Raw genomic sequence first — 17553 nt, 5'->3', positions numbered from 1 at the left:
GGGAGCGCAGATGGAGCCGCCGCGGCAATCCGTTCAGCGCGTTTCCCACTGGAATGTGGCTCGCGTTCGATCGCTCAGGTAGCCGCGAGGGTATACGGGCGTTCGGTCGGGTGAAGTCTGTCGTCGCTGATCGGACCACCCGCATGAATGGTGCTGTCTTTGTTCGACGACGTTAGAGAACCCGCCCCGCGGGGCAACGAAATGAAAGGAATTGGCATGGATGGTTTTAGCTACGACGGGAAGGTCGCCATCGTCACCGGGGCTGGAAACGGCGTCGGTAAAGAGCATGCGATGTTGCTGGCATCACGCGGCGCGCGCGTCGTCGTGAACGATGTCGGCGGCAGCGTCGCCGGTGTGGGTGCCGACTTGACCCCCGCGGAGGCCGTCGTGAAGGAGATCGAAGCAGCCGGCGGTGTCGCGGTCGCCGACGGTCACAGCGTGGCGACCCAAGAAGGCGGGGTGGCAATCGTACAGACTGCGATCGACGCCTTTGGGCGAGTCGACATTCTCGTCAACAACGCCGGCATCTTGCGAGACAAGTCATTCCATCATCTGACGCCAGAGTTGCTCGACCCGGTGATAGACGTCCACCTCTACGGCACCATATGGGTGACGCAACCCGCGTTCACGAGAATGCGTGATCAAGGCTACGGGAGGATCGTCAACACCTCGTCGGCCGCCGGCATCTTCGGCAATTTCGGTCAGGCAAACTACGGGGCCGCGAAAATGGGGATCGTCGGCTTCACGCGTGTGCTTGCACAGGAGGGCGCGAAGTACAACATCAAGGTTAACGCGATCGCACCGATGGCGCGCACGCGGATGACCGAGGAACTTCTGGGGCCGGTCGCAGAGAAGCTCGATCCTGCACTTGTCGCCCCGGTTGTGGCCTATCTATGCCATGAGTCGTGTGATCTCACGTCGAGGATCTTCTCCGTTGGGGGCGGGCGAGTAGCGGAGATTTTCATTGGTGTGACGAAGGGGTTCGCATCGCCGACGCTCGATATCGAAGCAGTCCACGACAACCTCGAGGCGATCTGCGACCGAGACGGCTACATCACTCCGACGCAGGCTAATGACGAGATCGGCTTCGTAATGAAGGCGCTCGGCTGACGATGAACGCACGACGAGAAGGGGCTACCTCATGGCAGTGATCGATTTGCTGAGCCGGGCCGCCGAGCTCCAACCGGACAAGCCCGCCGTCATCGCCGATGACGGCGCAGTGACCTTCCGAGAACTCGATCTCGCCAGCAGTCGGGTCGCCCACCGATTGCACGCCGTCGGTGTTAGCCGCGGTCAGAAAGTGGCCATGCTTCTCGCGAACGACCAGGCCATGCATTTCAACGCCGCGTACTGGGGAATCCACAAACTAGGTGCCGTGCCGGTGCCGCTCAATACCAGGTGGGCTGCGCCGGAGAAACAGTATGTGCTCGAGCACAGCGACGCCGTGGCGGTGATCAGCGGACCCGCCCACCGTGACGTCCTAGTCCCACTCGCCGCAGGGCGAGAGGTCGAGCTCGGCGGTCGTCCCGGCCGCTTCAAGCTCCAACATTTCTTCGTGACGGGCGGCGAAGCACTGGACGGCCTTCATCCCCTCGGCGACGTGACGGGTGAGGGGTCGACGGACGTGCCTGCCCTCGAACCTCCCCCTGGGGCCGATGACCCGGCAGACCTCCTCTACACATCCGGTACGACGGGGATGCCCAAGGGCGTGTTGGTGCCCGAGGGCAATCTCGCAGATGAGCCCGGACAGGCGAATCTCAGTGCGCTTCTTGGTGCGCTCTTCGGCGACAGCCTGCTCCACGCCGTTCCCCTGTTTGGCTTTACGGGCTGCCACGGACTGATGCTCCTCAGCGTTCGTGCAGGCATCACGCAGATCGTGCTGCCCCGCTTTGATCCGGAACAGTTGCTCGCTTCGATCGAAAAACACCGAGCGACGTCGATCATGGGGGTGCCCACCATGCTGAACTTGGCTATGAAACACCCCAAGGTGAAGGATCACGACTACAGCTCGCTTCAGTTCGTCTTCTTCGGAGCAGCACCGATTCAACCCGACACGGTGCGCAAGATGTTGGAGATCTGGCCGACAGTGAAGATGCTGAACGGCTACAGCCTCACCGAGGCAGGTGCCGGTGCGGCCTGCATGCTCGGTCCCGACCCGCAAGACATACTTGCCCGTCCGGGTTCCGTCGGCCGACCTCTGGGTTGCGAGGTCGTCGTGGCCGACGATGACGGTAACCCGCTCCCGCAAGGTGAGGTGGGCGAGATCTGCTTCAGGTCGGAGACCCCGCGGCGCAGCTACTACAAGGGTGAGCAGACCACCACAGAGCTTTGGCGCGGCAACGTGCTGCACACCGGTGACGTCGGGTATGTCGCTGAGGACGGCTACGTCTATCTGACCGACCGCAAGAAGGACATGGTCTTACGCGGCGGCTACAACATCTTCGCTATCGAGGTCGAGCGCGTGCTGCTTGAGATGCCCGAGGTCCTGGAAGCCGCCGTCATTGCGGTGCCACACCCCGACCTGGGTGAGGATATTCTAGCGGTCATCGTGCCCCAGGCGGGGTTCGGTGGCGAAGATGATGTCAGCGCCGAACGGGTCAACCAGTTCTGCCGGCAGCACCTCGCTGATTACAAGTGCCCACGCCACGTTGTTGTCGTGGACGAACTGCCGAAGAATGCGATGGCCAAGGTAATGAAGGCCGAACTCCGACAACGCTTCCGTGAGTACGTGCTCGACCGACGGTGAATCGCCGCAGACCGGACAGGTGATTCGTCTTAACTTCAGTAGTCTCTTGACAGAGCGGCGGCAATCGGCGTGGCGTTGTCCCCATAAGCCCTGGGTGCAGCCAGACAGCGAAGCCGGCCGGCGATCAAGCAAGGCGTGGAACTGGGCCACTTGAAGCATCGGGGCTGTGACGTGATCAGAAATTTCACCAGAATCGGTCACCCGATAGAACACTGCGTAATCCATTGCACAGCAACGGGATTGACCTAGATGTAGTTCCCATACAGGTTGTGAACGGCGTGGTGAGCGCAGATAGGTGAGGACCTCCGGTATCGGTGTGGTTACCACACGAGGTTGTCCCGAGTTCCGTGGAACTGCGGCTGCGGCCCGGTGAGCGTCAGGCTGCGCTCAGCTTGTCATTGTGCACGACGGGTCCGACAGTTTCGGCGAACTGATGCTCACGAGCGGTGCGCAGTGCCGCGAGGTGCAGGTGGCCATTGACGCGGCGGAACCGCTTGCCGGCTGGCAACGGCCATGTAGAAGTCTTCGTTTTTGGCCGGGGAAAGTCCCCACTCAGTTGCGGTGATTGGCTAACTTTTTAGGGTCCCGTTCCTGTGGTCGGCGTGGCGCATCCGGTAGGACTGGCCGGAGGTGATGACGATGCTGGCGTGGTGCAGCAGGCGGTCCAGGATGCTGGCTGCGGTGGTGTGTTTTGGGCAGGAAGCGGCCCCGCTGCTCCCACGGCCAATGTGAGGCGACGGCCAGCGAACGGCGTTCATAGCCGGCGGCTACGATTCTGAACAACAGTTTGGTGCCGGTGTCATCGAGCGGGGCGAATCTGATCTCGTCGAGGATGTGTCAGCGGTCATGTAATTCCTCCAGGTGTGGGCGTGAGAGATGGCCGCATCGCTAGGGATCGACCGGAAAACGATCCGTAAATACACCGCCCCGGCGATCGCTGAGGGCATCAAACCGGGCGGGCCACCGCTATTGTTGACGACGCCTGAAAACTGACCCCCTATCGACGCTACGGGGTCAATTTTCGACCGTCGTTGACAGCTATCGATGGAGCAGTGGGCAGTCAAAGCGGCGCAATGGTTTCCGGCACTTCAAGATCCGACCGCCCGCGCAGTTACGTGGCCGGCAATCGCCGGGCACGCCGAGCAGATTATGGACTGGCTGGCCGCTGAGGTGACGGTGGCCAGGATCGCCCAACGGCTGCGTGACGAGCATGACGTGGCCGCGTCGGAGTCGTCGGTGCGGCGTTGGGTCGCAGCATATTTCGCAGAGGAAGCGGCACGACAGAAGGTGACGGTGCCGCGTGGTCCGGTGGATCCGGGTAGCGAAGCGCAGACCGATTACGGCAAGCTCGGGATGTGGCTCGATCCGGGCAGCGGCCGGCGGGTGGCGGTATGGGCGTTCGTGATGGTGCTGTCTTGTTCGCGGCATCTGTTCCTGAAACCGGTGCTCAAGATGGACCAAAAATCATGGTGCGCATCGCATTTGGCGGCATTTGAGTTCTTCGGCGGGGTCCCGGCCCGGTTGGTGATCGACAATCTCAAGACCGGGGTCGACAAGCCCGATCTCTACGACCCGAAGCTCAACGGCACCTACGCCGAACTGGCGGCGCATTACGGCACGCTGATCGATCCGGCACGGGCCAGCAAGCCCAACAACAAACCCCGGGTCGAACGCCCCATGCAGTACGTGCGCGTCTTTCTGGCGGGGAAGGGAATTCACCAGCATCACGGCGATGTAAGCCGAAGCGATCCGGTGGAGTCTGCAGGTCGCCGGAATGCGGAACTCGTGGGCTCTCGATGGTGGGCAGCCGGTGCGGGTATTCGAAGCCTCGAAGCAGGTGAGCTGGCACCGCTACCGGCGGCGCCGTTCACGCTATCGGTATGGTCCATTGGGGTGGTGGGCTCGGACACCCACATGAAAATCGGCAAAGCCCCTGTATTCGGTGCCATGTCGGCTGATCGGGCAACGGCGGCACGCCCGCACCAGCGGCGACATCGTGCAAATCTTCCGTGACCAGAACGTCGTGGCCACCCACGTGCTGCACCTGTCGAGGCGGGCAACCAACCTGGAGCACTACCCTCCGGAGAAGATCGCCTTCCACCTGCAAGGCCCGACCTGGTGCCGCAAGATCGCCGCCGAAGTCGGCCCGGCCTGCGAACTGGTGATCGGTGAGTTGTTGTCACCCAATGCGATCCACCGCCTGCGCGCCGCTCAGGGGACACCGCGGCTCCGCGAAAAGCACGGCATGGACCGTCTGGAAGCTGCCTGCGCCCGCGCCATCGACGCTGGCGATCCCGACTTATCGCACCGTGAAAGGGATCCTGTTCGCCGGCACCGACACCGATGACCCGATCAGCACCACCAGTGGCCGCAAGATCGCGGCGGTCCCGGCGTTCCTGCGCGGCCCCGACGAGTTCGGTGATTGCGGCGCCGCCTGAAAGCTGCTGCCCACCATACACTTTCCCAACGCACCTTTTAGGAATCATGATGTCTATCAGTGACCCCGCGCTGCGTAACCGCTGCGCACCCTCAAACTCACCGGCATGCTCGACACCCTCGACGCCCGCCTGGCCCAAACCCGCGAGGGAGAGCTCGGGCACCTGGAATTCCTGCAAGTGCTCTGCGAAGACGAGATCGCCCGCCGTGAAACCAACGCTCTCGCAAGGAGAATCCGCCGCGCGCGCTTCGAGGAACAAGCGACCTTCGAAGACTTCGACTTCGCCGCCAGCCCGAAACTCCCGTCCGCGATGATCCGCGACCTGGCAGCCGTGCGCTGGCTCGACGCCAGCGAATCCGTGATTCTGTATGGCCCGGTCGGGGTGGGAAAACCCATGTGGCACAGGCACTCGGGCGTGCAGTCGCCCGCCGCGGCGGTGACATCCGGTTCGCCAAAACCAGCCGGGTGCTGGCCGATCTGGCTGGCGGTTACGCAGACCGGTCCTGGGGCAAAAGGATACGCGAGTACACCAAACCCCACGTCCTGATCATCGACGGTTTCGCGATGCGTGAGCACACCGCCCTGCACGCCGACAATCTCTATGAGCTCATCAGCGACCGAGCGATCAACGGCAAGCCGTTGATCCTGACCTCCAACCGCGCCCCGAAAGACTGGTACCCGCTGTTTCCCAACCCCGTGGTCGCCGAAAGTCTGCTCGACCGGCTGATCAACACCAGCCACCAGGTCCTCATGGACGGCCCGTCTTTCCGACCCCGGAAACGACCGGCCGCCCCAACAGCCGACCCAAGTTCAGGCCCGCGCTACCCTCAACACCGAGGCCCGCCCTGGAGGAATTCCGTGACGGCAGGCCGGGGAATTGCGTGACGGACGACATTCGTCCGTCGTTGACACCTGCAATCAGCAGCCTACGAACTCGTCGTGGAAGGCGAGTCCTACTGGCAACGCCAGAAACCCGGAAAGTCAAAACCGGTCCCTCCGACTTCGTCGGATTGACCGGCAACCATCGCATCGGTCACCATCGACACACGGCCTGAAATCGGAACAACCCGGTCCCATGCGAATGGCAAACCAGTGGTCCCATCACCCTGGTAGGCTACAACCAGGTCCCGCGCGGTCGCCAGCTCATCCGGTGTGGGTGAGCTGGCCATGGACACATCATCGTGGGTATCAGCTGCAGAGGACACAGCCTTCATCGTTTCGGTCACTGTGGACACTTCCCGCCAAGCTCACGCTCGGCGTGTTGGGCCATTTACACCGAATTCCGCAACTCCCGCCTGATCCACTTCGCGAGCCCAACGCCGTAGTTGCGCCGCCCACGCCGAAAAAGCTGGTGCTGATCCGCCAATAGGATCTTAGAGTAGGCACGGTCGCGGATAGCCTAGTCGACCTGTAGACGAATGTAGCTCTCAAGTTTCGTCCGAGATGTGTAGTCGCTGTTCACAATCTCCAAGACACCATCGCGCAGCGGGTAGATCAATTGCTCGACGATCGTTTCCAACGGCCACTACGTGGATTCGACGTATTGATAGACGGTCGGTTTGCTCACCCCTGCTTCTACTGCAATATTGCCGATCGTCGCGTCTCCGTACCCTTTGCGTTCACAAGCTTTCGCGGCCGCATCGACAATCGCCTGCGCGCTCGTTGCCCGTTGCCTTGCCATATACACCTCCCTGATTCTTTGGAATCCTATCCACATGGGCCGCTGGGAAGTACTTGACGCGGCACTGGGAGGCCAGGGCGGTTCATCAACGCCGACGATGCCGTAGCTGGCCAGCGTGCTTTTCGCCGAGTTCACAGGCAAGTGGCCACCACACCCTGGTCCGCCGGTTCTGGGCAGTCCGCTTCTCCGCGATTCGCGGCCAGCGGGCCCTCTGCTGTCACCTGCTCTGTGGCGGCAGCAGCATCGCCTTCCAGTCGTTCGCCGGCTTCACAGTCTGGCTCACGCTGATTGCCGAGTAGACCTTACCGTCAGGACCGGTGAAGTTTCCCGTGCCAGGGTCGTATTCGACAACCGACAGCGGCGGCGGTGTCGATGGCGGCGTGTTAGGCACCGGCGGTGCGCCCGCAGGGAACTGCGGAATGCCCTGGCCGGTCAGGGTGGCGTTCGGGTCGCCCTTCCAGTTGTTCCCATCGTTGAGCGGCACATACCGCTCGTCGCTCTCGCACATCCACGCGGTCGGAGCTCGCTTACCGGGCTTCGTCTCGCACGGGATGTTGCGCGCGCCGCGGACCGCCATGGGCGAGTCCTGCGGAATACGACAGTACAACGCGCCTCGCGGCGGGTCCGGGTAGTCCTCAAGTGCAGGCGAGCGTCGCTGCTGCGCAGGCAAATAACCGGTTGTGCAGGGCGGCGGTAGGTTGATGTTGAGATTGAAGTCCAGGGTAGCACCCCGGTACGCCTGTTTGGTGTTGTGGTTGGCGACGGTGACAGAGTAAAAGTTCTGGACAGTCATCGGCACAGCGACTAAGAGCTGTTCGATACCGGCCTGGTAGAGCACCGCCACCTTCCCCAAGCTCACCAGATTCGCCAACAAGATCGGCACGGTCGGCCGCACCCGCTTGAATAATTGGCGAGCTTGGTCGGTGGCCGAAGGACCCGTTGTCAACAACCCGGCGACGTCCGCGTCACGGTTCCGCAACTGAGCGGTTATCTCGGCCAAGTGCGCGGACCATGCCTGAATTGCGTCGGCGGTGCCAGCTTGGGAATCTAAAACCGGCTGGGCCTGGTCGATCAACGAGGTGAGCGAATCCAGCTGGGCGTTGGCGTCGATGGCGAGTGCGGTGGAACCGCGCACGATCCGTGAAATCTCCGGTCCCAAGCCGCCAACAGCGGTGTAGGACTCATCGACGACGGTCTTGAGGTTGTCGCGCGGAATAGCCTGCAGGCCCCGGTTGGTGGCATCGACAAGCCCATTGATGTCGGGCGGGACGGTGCTGCGGTCTAGGACGACGGTGTCGCCGTTCTTCAGGGGCGGTGAGGTGCCGTTGCGTGGAGACAGTGCGACAAACTGCTCTCCGACCGCCGACACGCTGTGCACGTCCGCGTCGAGATCCGAGGGGATCGCGACGTCGGATCGAAGCGACAAGACCGCCGCAACACCCTTGTCTGTGAGATGCACCGCGGTAACGCGGCCCACTTCCGTACCGCGGTACGAGACGTTGGCACCGCCATAGATGCCACCCGCTCGCGGCAGTTCAACGGTCACCGTGTACTCGCCTACACCAAACAGTGTTGCCGGCAGCCGGATGAATCCGAAGATCATGACAGCACCGGCGACCAGGGCCACCACCATGAAGATTGCAAGCTGAAGCTTGACACGTCTGTTCAGTCGCACGTCACGGCCCCTGGTCGGTTCGGTAGGGCGCTACAAGCGGATTGGCAGCAGTGCACGGGCTTGGCTTCTGGCCGATGGTGCGGCCCCACTGCAGCTCGAGTTGGGTTAGCTGGCACTCGAACCGGGTGCCGGTGAACAGCGATGAATCGAGGCGGCTGAGAGTGAGGTCGATAACCGCCGTCAAGTTGGCGAAATCACCTCGCCACCATTTCTGGAGCGTTTCCTTGGCCCACGGGGGAGCGAGGAAGAAGCTGAATGATCGCGTCAGTGCGGAGCCGGCGTTGGCCAGGGACTCCAACACCGGGCCGATGTCGTTGAGTTCTTTGACCAAATTCTCTTTGGTGTTATTGACGGCGTCGGTAGTCACTGCGCTGAATTTGCCAAACGCATCGAGTGCGTCGGCAAGATTCGTGCGCTGTTCGTTGAGCACCGCCAGCGCATCGGGGATCGTCACGAGGGCGCGGTCCACGACCGGCTTCTGCTCGGCGAACTGGCCGGTGAGGCGGTTGAGGCTCTCAGTGGCCATGATGATATCGTTCTTCTGGGTGCTTACCTGCGTCGCGAACCGGTCGAGTTGCTCGACCAGGCTGCGCAGGTCCTTCTCGCGCCCGGCGAAGGCCGTGCTGAACGCCCGGGTGATCTCTTCAATTCTGCCGATGCCGCCACCGTTGAGCAACAACGAAACGGCCGCCAGCGTCTGCTCGGTGGTGGGGTAGGTCGCGCTCGACGACAGCGGGATCAGCGATCCGTTGTGCAGCCGGCCCTGCGGGGCGGCATCTGTCGGCGCGGCCACCTCGACGTGCGTCGAGCCCAGCAGACTCGTCTGCCCGATGGTGGCGATCGCATTCGCGGGCAGGGTCACGTCACCATTGAGTCGCATCGTGATCAGGGCGTGCCAGCCCTGCAGCTCCACCTTCGTGACAGTGCCCACGTTGACATCGCCGATCCGAACACGGGAGTTCGGCTGAATCGTCGTCACGTCCGCGAGCTCTGCCTGAACTACGTACGAGCCGGGTCCGCCCCCCTCGGTGCCCGGCATCGGCAGCGAATTCAGGCCCTGCCAGCCGCAGCTCGACAGCACAGCCGCCAGCGCAAGAGCCAGCAGGATCGCGGGTAGACGCATCGCCGTCACGATCCTCCCCCCGGCGGCAACATCAGGCCGGGCAGACCGGCGGCCGGGTCGGTGGGCACAGCCGTGGGAGCGGGTGCAGGCAAAGACTCCTGACCGTTCGGCAGCGGAACTTCGGCGGGCAGCGGGCCTACCGGGGGCGCTGCCTCCGGCGCCGGCGCGGGCCGCGGTGGCACATAGTCGGGTCGCATCCAGTCCTCGCTATACGTCACTTCGTTGGGGCGGGCGGTTGTTCCGTCGAAGAGGTTCTCTCCGATCGGCGGGAAGTTGTACTGCCGGTTCTTCAAGATCGGCGCCAGATACTGCGCGCACAGCTTCGCCGACTGCTCCCCGTTCTCACGTGAGGCGGCCTCAATGGCCGAGCAGAGGAACTGGATCGGATTAGCGAAATTGTTGATCGCCAGGGCACCTGAGAGAGTCCCCTGCGCGGGCTGGTAGATGTTGTTGAGATTCTGGATCGTATTCGGCGCAGTGTGCAGGAGTTCTTTGATGTCGCCGAGGGAGTCGACCAGGGCCTGGGACACTGATGCGAGCTTGTCAGAGGTGGTGCCGATGGCCTCCCGGTTGTCGGCAACGAAATCCGTGACATCGCGAGCAGCGGTGTTGAGATTCTGGACGGCGCGCCCCACCTCATCGGGGTCGTTAGCCAGCGTGGCGGTTACCGCGGCGAGGTTTACATTCAACTGGGCCAACAAATCGCTGCTCGATTGCAGAGCGGACACAAGCGCATTTAGGTTCTTGACGGTCGAGAAGATGTCGTTGCTGTGGTCTCCGAGTATGGCGAAGGCTTGCGAGATTTTGATGACTGTCTCGCGGATTTTGGCACCCTGACCACGGAGATTGGCCGCGGCCGTGTTGACGAATGCACCTAGCGTGCTGACTCCACCGGGTTGGGTGGGTTGTAGGGCCTTTGTCAGCTTCTCGAGCTGGTCGCGCAGTTCGTCCCACTCCACCGGCACGGCGGTGCGGTTCTGGGGGATTACGGCACCGCCACTCATCGCGGGTCCGCTGGTGTAAACAGGCGTCAACTGGATCGCACGCGCTGTGACTAGGCGTGGGGCAAGAATCACCGCCTTCGCGTCAGCGGGAACTTTGTACGCGCCGTTGATCCAGAACGAGATCTTCGCGCGCTGCGGCTGAGGTTCGATCCGGTCGATCTCGCCTACCGGGACGCCGAGGATGCGCACCTCGTCCCCGACGAAGATGCCGTTGCTGTTGTCGAAGTAGGCAACCATGTGCGTCCGATTCGTCACACCCCACAGCGGACGGACGACAACAGCGACAGCGGCGACCAGGATGAGCAACAGCCCGACGGCGAGGATCGCTCGGCTCTTGCGGCTCACGGTGCCGGCTCCTCTGCCGGAGCTTGGCTGACGACCGTCTTCGGCGCGGGCGGCGTCCACACCGGGCCGGGCGTCGCCTCACTCGGAGGTCCTGGCGGCGGCCCGCCCGGCGGCGGCGCCGGCAAGGGCTCCCGGTACGGATACCGGTGATCGCCCGGATTTCCGGTGATCGAATCAGGGAGCGTCAAGTGTGGCTCGCCGCCCTGACCGGTGCGGGGGTACGGGAGCGGCAGCGGCGGGGTGGCGCGTTGCCCGGTCTGTGGGTCGCTCAACTTGCTGGGCGGCAACACGTTCGGGTCGAGACCGAGATCGGAGAAAGCGGCGTCAATGAATGGTTGCACGAACTGCCCGGGTAGTAGGTTGACGATGTAGGCCATGAAGAACGGGCCCGAAGCAAGGCACTCACCCAAGCTCAGCAGATAGCCCGGGAGCTCTTTCAGTGCTTGCTGCACTTGTTTTTTCCGATTGTCGATGATCGTGAGAACACCGTTGAGCTTATCCAGGGCCGGCCGCAGCGATTGCCGGTTCTCCGCGATGAACCCCGAAAGCTGTCCGGCGGCCGCCGAAATGTTCGCGGAGAGCTGATCGAGGGCAGCGCTCTGCGTTCGTAACTCGGCTAGCAGTGTGTCGGTGTTGGCGATCAGGCCCACTATCTGGTCGGTGCGCTCGGCGAGCACCGTGGTCGCCTTATTGGCGTTAGCCAGCAGGCCGCGTAGTTGGGTGTCGCGATCATTGAGGGTTTGGGAGAACCGGGCCACCCCGTCGATGGCGAGCTTGAGATCTGGTGGAGTATCGGAGAACGTGTGGGCCAGCGTGGCCAGTGACTTCGACACCTGGTCTGTGTCCAACCCGCTGACCGTGGTGGCCAAGTCACCGAGAGCGTCGGGCAGTTCGTAGGCCGGCGTGGTGCGGTCCAGCGGGATCGGCTCGGACAGTTGGCCGTCACCCCTCGACGTGAGGGTCAGGATCTTGGCGCCGAGCAGACTCTTGGTCTTGATCGCCGCCTCGGTCCGCTCGCCCAGGCGAATATTCTTGTCCACCGTGAAAGTGACCCGCACGCGGGGTCCGTCGAGTTCGATGGCAGAAACCTTGCCCGCCTTCAGTCCCGATACCTGCACAGCCTCGCCCTGCCGCAGGCCCCCGGCCTCGGCGAAGTACGCCGAGTACTGCCTGCCCTGGTCGAAGAAGGGCAGCTTGTCGTACTGCAGGGCAGCGAGGATGAGGCCCACGGTCAGTGCGATGCCGATTCCACCGGTGACCACAGGGTTGCGTTGAGCGAAAGGTTTCATCGAGGAGCGCACCGTCCCGAGGTCTGACCAGCCAGCTTTACGAACACCGGTTGACCTCCCTTGCCGTTGAGCTTGACCAGAATTTCGCACAAGTAAAAGCTGAAGAACCCGCCGTACAGCCCCTGACGTCGAAGCATGCGGTACGAATCTGGCAGGGTCTTGAGCAGATCATCGACATATTGGTGATCGGCCACCACGTTGCCGGCCGTGCGGTCGAGGTTGGTGACGACCTTATGAATCGGCGGCCGAGCAGCCCCTAGCAGATCTGCGACTGCCGCCGCAGCGGCGTTGGTGTGTGCAACCGCGCTGCTGATGTCGCTCTTACGCTCAGCGAGCAGCTGAATCAGCTGCGCGAGCGAGTCGATCGCCTTGCCGAACTGGTCGCTGCGCTGTGCAAGTGACCCCAGCACCGTATTCAGGTTGGTGATCACCTCACCGATCAGCTGACCGCGGTCTGCCAGTGTGGCGGTGGCGTCTGCCGTATGAGCGAGAAACGAGTTCACCGTTGTGCCCTCGCCCTGAAACGCTGCGATCAGCTGACCGCTCAGAGCGTTGACCTGGTCGGGGTTCAGCGCCCTGAACAACGGTCTGAACCCGCCGATCAGCGCATCCAGGTCGAGCGCGGGCCGGGTCTGCCCAGTGGCGATGGTCTGCCCTGGCGCCAACCGCTTCACACCCCCGGCACCCTCCTCGAGGGCAAGGTAGCGTCCGCCTATCACGTCGGCCCAGCGGATCGCGGCAATGGTGCCATCAGTCAGCACAGCGGACTTGGCTGCCGAGAACTCCACTAGCACGAGTGCGTTCGGTTCGATGGAGATCTTGCTGACCTTGCCGACCTCTACGCCCGCGATCCGCACGAAGTCACCTTCTTCCAGCCCGCCCACATCAGTGAACTCGGCCTTGAAGAGCTGCTCGTCGCCAAATCGCAGTTGCGCGAACACGGCCAGCAGGCCGAAGGTGCCCAGTGCACACACGACCACGAAGATCGCGAGGCGCCGGGTCGCTCCTGCTAGGTTTTCTTTCATAGCTGCATTCCTCAGCGTCTGGTCGGGCGGTCAGGGTGACGGGGGCGGAGCCGGCGGAACTCCCGGATACAGCGGCGCGCCGTCCGGGCTGTACTGGGGCGCTCCGTATGGTGGTGCTCCCGGGTACGGCACCGGGCCGATCGCCGGTGGCCCGTCACCCCGCACGGATGGCGGTTTGGGCACCGCCTGAGTGCCAGGGAAGAAGTTGATCAACCCCGGATGGCCGACGCCTGGATTCGGCCGCACATCGAGACCGGTACCCCACCCGGTGTTGGTAACCAGATAGCGCACTGGGTAGTTCTTGTTGGGGTCGGGCAGCGAACCGCAGCCTGGCTTTCCGCCAGGGCCGCCCTTGGCCGCGACGATCGGCAGGTTTTCGGGGTACCTGTAGAGATCGTCACCCAGGTCCAAACCCACATCCAAAATGATCGAATGGCCGTTGCCGCCGCCGTACACGTAGTACCCGCCGTTCTCGGACGTGATCAGATTCCTGGTGGCCACCAGGGTGCAGGTGTACTCAGGGTTGTACTTCAGCAGCAAAGCTGTGGTGGGGGCCGCGATGTTGATCGCATTAACCAGGTTGTCCCTGTTCGGCGCCAACACGTCGACACCCGCATTCGCGAAACCGATCGTGTTGAGCAGCAAGGCGTTCAGGTCCGAGGCGTGGTTTGTGATCGTCGTGCTCGTCACGCTGGCCGCATCGATTGTGGCCAGTATGTCGTGAGCGGCCGCACGGTAGGCGTCGCTGAAACCCGCCAGCGAGCGCCAATCCTGCGCCAAGGTGTCCATTCTCGGGTTGACCGCCGTTAACACGCTGTTGGCTGCGGTGGTGGCTTCTCCGATGCGCCGGCCTTGACCGCGCACCCCGTCGGCCAGCGCGCTCAACGTCGCGTTGAGCTTCGAGACGTCGACCTGCTTCAGCACGCCGACGAGACTCTGGAACACCGTGTTGACTTCAGTGCTGACGTTGCGTGATCGCAGCACCGCCCCCTCTGTCAGGTGTTGGGCGCTCGGATCACTCGGCGCAATCAGTTCGACGTACTTCGCGCCGAACACGGTCGTCGCTTTGATCTCGGCCTCGACGTTGGCGGGGATGAACTGCATCTGGGTGGGGAAGAGGTCCAAATTCATGCTTACCGGTCCGGCACCGCCGCTGATCGAGGCCACCCGACCGACCTCGACGCCGCGCATTTTGACTTTTGCCCCTCGCTCCATCACCAACCCTGAGCGGTCCGACACCAACGTCACCGTCTCGAAAGACTTGAAGGACCCCGCGAAGAAACCCAAGCACACCACCACTGACGTCACGATGGCAGCCACCAGAATCAGCGTCCACCACGCCGGGTGAATGCTGCGTTCCCCTGATCGAAAGTCCATGAGCGGAGCTCCTTAACCGGCCAGGTGGAAGTTGCCGGCCTGACCGTAGATGGCCAGCGACACGAACACGATCACCATCGCGGCGCTGATCAACGACGCACGCATCGCCCGTCCCACTGCCTCACCAACGCCTGCCGGCCCGCCGGCGGCTGTAAATCCGTAGTACGTATGTACGAGCATGACCACGATCGCCATCGCGATCGCCAGGAAGAACGACCAAATGAGGTCGGTTGGGCTCAGGAACGTATTGAAGTAGTGGTCGTACACACCGGTCGACTGGCCGTACACGAAGGTAGTGCCGAAGCGCGCAGCGAAGAAAGACATCAGTACCGCTACGCAGTAAAGCGGGATTAGCACAATCACCCCTGCCACCAAACGGCTGGAACCCAGGTATGCGATCGACCGGATACCGATTACCTCGAGTGCGTCGATCTCCTCGTTGATCCGCATCGCGCCCAGCTGCGCCGTTGCACCGGCACCGATGGTGGCGGCCAACCCTATGGCGGCGGTCAGAGGCGCGATGAGCCGGACATTCAGATATGCCGATGCGAAGCCGGTGAACGCCTCGACGCCGAAATCAGCGAACTGGTTGTAACCCTGCACCGCCACCAGCGCTCCAGTTGACAGGGTGAGGAATCCGACGATCGAGATCGTGCCGCCGATGATTGCCAAGGCCCCAGTCCCCAGTCCCATCTGGGCGACCAACCTCACCGTCTCGGCCCGGTAGCGCACCAGCGCGTCACCGGTGGACGCGAGCGTACTGAAGTAGAAATGGGCCTGGCCACCCATTTGGTTCCAACGGTCGACGACGCCCCGCACCGTCCGGCTCAGCCTAGACAAACGTCTGCTGGGAACACTAGCGGTCATCATTTAGCCTTCACGCCGACGGCGGTGGCAACCACGTTGATAAGAAACAGCGCTACGAACGAGAACACCACGGTTTCGTTCACCGCATTGCCGACCCCCGCAGGCCCACCCTGGACGGTGGTGCCCTTGTAGCAGGCGATCAACCCGGCCGACAAGCCGAATAGCGCGGCTTTGATCAGGGCGACTATCACGTCGGACAGTCCGGTCACCAATGTCAGACCGGCGACAAACGCCCCCGGCGTAACGTGCTGAACAAACACCGAGAACCCGAAGCCCCCAGCGAGTCCAACCAACACCACGACCGATGACAGCAGCAGCGCGACGACCATGGCCGCCAGCACGCGCGGCACCACGAGGGTCTTTATTGGATCAACGCCCATGACCCTCAGCGCGTCGAGTTCCTCACGGATGGTGCGGGCACCCAGATCCGCGCACATCGCCGTCGCGCCGGCGCCGGCGACCACCAGCACCGTCACGATCGGACCGATCTGGGTGACTGTCCCGAGGGCAGCACCGGTGCCCGAGAAATCTGCGGCGCCGAACTCCACCAGCAGCACGTTGAATGTGAAGACCAACAGCACTGTGAACGGGATCGACAGCATCACAGTCGGCACGACCGATACCCGTGCAACGAACCACGCCTGCAGCAAGAACTCTCGCCAGGCAAAGGGCGGCCGCACCATTGCCACCAGAGTATCCAGGGTCATCGCGAAGAAGCCCCCGAGCGCACCAACGGGTTTCAGAACTACGTCAGACCGCATAACTCCCCAACTTCTCGGTAAAAGCAGCAAGCTCGCGACTCACCCGTAGAGACCCGGGCCTGGAAGTAATGCAAATGGGAGCGTGACCATCCGCGCTGGCAATCAAACCCTCTTCACGGCCCCTACTAAAGCCGAACTCGAATGTTACTTCAGATTCACAGTCGGGAGCGTACGGCACGTCGAGCGAGAGGACAAGAGGAGCCAGCGGGAGTTTGCGGGATTCGGTGTAAATGGCCCAACACGCCGAGCGTGAGCTTGGTGGGAAGGGTCCACAGTGACCGAGACGATGAGGGCTGTGTCCTCTGCAGCTGATACTCACGATGATGTGTCCATGGCCAGCTCACCCGCACCGGATGAGCTGGCGACCGCGCGGGAGCTGGTGCGCCTGTTGCAGGCCTGCGGGGTGTCGTTCGCCGATACCGCCGACGGGGTGCTTCGGGCGTTGACCAAGACGGTGGTCGAGACTGCGCTGGAAGAACTGGCCGTTCACCTGGGCTATGACAAGCACGACCCGGCTGGCCGAAACGGTGCCAACTCCCGTAACGGTACGCGCACCAAGACGGTGCTCACTGACACCGTCGGCCAGATCGACATTGAATCGCAACGGGAAATGTGGAGGCTCCTGACCTTGGAAACGAGGATGGAGTCATGCCGAGTGAACAGTCACCAGGGAAGCCGACCACACGTAGGTACAGCTGGGAGGAGAACGCCGCTGCGGTCCGGACGGTCCGCACGTTGGGGGCGGGCGGAGCTGGGTACCGAACATGGGACGGTGTATCGGGTCGCCCGTCAGCTCGGCTACGGGGTGGAGTCGGTGCGTTCGTGGGTGCGCCAAGCTGACATCGACGACGGGTACGAGCCTGGCGTGACGACCACGGAGTCGGCGCGGGTCAAGGAACTCGCGCAGGAGATCCGAGAACTCAAGCGCGCCAACGAGATTCTGAAGCGAGTGGCGTGTCGGGTTGGGCATCACCGGCGGCCCATAGCGGTGGCGCAGGTTGACGGGTGGTGTGGTGTTGGTCTCAATTTCGATCAGCCTATCCCGTCCGAGATGAACAATGATTAACATCACCCACATGGGAGTTCTGAGGCCGGTATCCCCAGTGTCGTTTCTCGCTGATCTCTTAGCGGCCGCGGGATGGGTTCGGCGATTCGTAAATAGTTATGCGTGGTTAACTTTCCCAGAACGACGAGGACTTCGGACCGATCGACGACAGGACCCC

General features: G+C 62.8%; 11 protein-coding genes and 6 pseudogenes. 7 read left to right on the top strand and 10 right to left on the bottom strand.

Features of this window, described 5'->3' with window-relative positions:
- Window positions 1-216: 216 nt before the first annotated feature.
- Entirely contained in the window at window positions 217-1110 is an 894-nt protein-coding gene (locus ACWW1C_RS20220; protein ID WP_061001030.1) for an SDR family oxidoreductase, read from the top strand.
- A 31-nt stretch (window positions 1111-1141) separates the two neighbouring features.
- Complete coding sequence (locus ACWW1C_RS20215) at window positions 1142-2746, top strand: class I adenylate-forming enzyme family protein (protein ID WP_061001026.1); 1605 nt, start codon at window positions 1142-1144, stop codon at window positions 2744-2746.
- Window positions 2747-3315: 569 nt separating this feature from the next.
- Here the strand turns inward: ACWW1C_RS20215 and ACWW1C_RS20210 are convergent.
- Window positions 3316-3580, bottom strand: a pseudogene (locus ACWW1C_RS20210) (ATP-binding protein); the annotation flags it as partial.
- 42 nt (window positions 3581-3622) lie between these two features.
- Between ACWW1C_RS20210 and istA the strand changes: the two are divergent.
- The 3 pseudogenes from istA to ACWW1C_RS20195 form a co-directional block, all read left to right on the top strand.
- A pseudogene (gene istA / locus ACWW1C_RS20205) lies at window positions 3623-5184 on the top strand (IS21 family transposase).
- 49 nt (window positions 5185-5233) lie between these two features.
- Window positions 5234-5984: pseudogene (istB, locus tag ACWW1C_RS20200) on the top strand (IS21-like element helper ATPase IstB); the annotation flags it as partial.
- Window positions 5985-6095: 111 nt separating this feature from the next.
- Window positions 6096-6197: pseudogene (locus ACWW1C_RS20195) on the top strand (ATP-binding protein); the annotation flags it as partial.
- Window positions 6198-6708: 511 nt separating this feature from the next.
- Here ACWW1C_RS20195 and ACWW1C_RS20190 read toward each other — a convergent pair.
- From ACWW1C_RS20190 to ACWW1C_RS20150, 9 genes are all read right to left on the bottom strand, one after another.
- Complete coding sequence (locus tag ACWW1C_RS20190) at window positions 6709-6864, bottom strand: TetR/AcrR family transcriptional regulator (protein ID WP_162563878.1); 156 nt, start codon at window positions 6862-6864, stop codon at window positions 6709-6711.
- 217 nt (window positions 6865-7081) lie between these two features.
- Window positions 7082-8539, bottom strand: coding sequence for an MCE family protein (locus tag ACWW1C_RS20185; protein WP_260940852.1), 1458 nt, complete (start codon window positions 8537-8539; stop codon window positions 7082-7084).
- Window position 8540: 1 nt separating this feature from the next.
- Window positions 8541-9662 (bottom strand): MCE family protein, encoded by a 1122-nt coding sequence (locus ACWW1C_RS20180; protein ID WP_061010796.1) that lies wholly within the window; start codon window positions 9660-9662, stop codon window positions 8541-8543.
- A gap of 5 nt (window positions 9663-9667) precedes the next feature.
- A complete protein-coding gene (locus ACWW1C_RS20175; RefSeq protein ID WP_061010792.1) occupies window positions 9668-11011 on the bottom strand; it encodes an MCE family protein in 1344 nt (447 codons plus the stop codon).
- Window positions 11008-12300 (bottom strand): MCE family protein, encoded by a 1293-nt coding sequence (locus ACWW1C_RS20170; RefSeq protein WP_061010789.1) that lies wholly within the window; start codon window positions 12298-12300, stop codon window positions 11008-11010. Before ACWW1C_RS20170 ends, ACWW1C_RS20175 begins: the two co-directional genes overlap by 4 nt.
- A complete protein-coding gene (locus tag ACWW1C_RS20165) occupies window positions 12297-13325 on the bottom strand; it encodes an MCE family protein (RefSeq protein ID WP_061010787.1) in 1029 nt (342 codons plus the stop codon). The genes ACWW1C_RS20170 and ACWW1C_RS20165 overlap by 4 nt, the downstream gene beginning before the upstream one ends.
- A 30-nt stretch (window positions 13326-13355) precedes the next feature.
- Window positions 13356-14702: an MCE family protein gene (locus ACWW1C_RS20160; protein ID WP_061010785.1), complete on the bottom strand. Its 1347-nt coding sequence runs from the start codon at window positions 14700-14702 to the stop codon at window positions 13356-13358.
- 12 nt (window positions 14703-14714) lie between these two features.
- The gene (locus tag ACWW1C_RS20155; RefSeq protein WP_061010783.1) at window positions 14715-15569 is read right to left on the bottom strand and encodes an ABC transporter permease; all 855 of its coding nucleotides are present in this window, start codon (window positions 15567-15569) and stop codon (window positions 14715-14717) included.
- Window positions 15569-16330: an MlaE family ABC transporter permease gene (locus ACWW1C_RS20150; RefSeq protein WP_082762349.1), complete on the bottom strand. Its 762-nt coding sequence runs from the start codon at window positions 16328-16330 to the stop codon at window positions 15569-15571. The genes ACWW1C_RS20155 and ACWW1C_RS20150 overlap by 1 nt, the downstream gene beginning before the upstream one ends.
- Window positions 16331-16604: 274 nt before the next feature.
- Between ACWW1C_RS20150 and ACWW1C_RS20145 the strand changes: the two are divergent.
- Window positions 16605-16940: pseudogene (locus tag ACWW1C_RS20145) on the top strand (transposase); the annotation flags it as partial.
- 38 nt (window positions 16941-16978) lie between these two features.
- Window positions 16979-17297, top strand: a pseudogene (locus ACWW1C_RS20140) (transposase); the annotation flags it as partial.
- Between the last annotated feature and the right edge of the window lie 256 nt (window positions 17298-17553).

The organism is Mycobacterium sp. HM-7, assembly GCF_053852335.1.
Note: the sequence above shows the minus strand (reverse complement) of the source record. Positions and strands in the feature narration are given on the sequence as shown.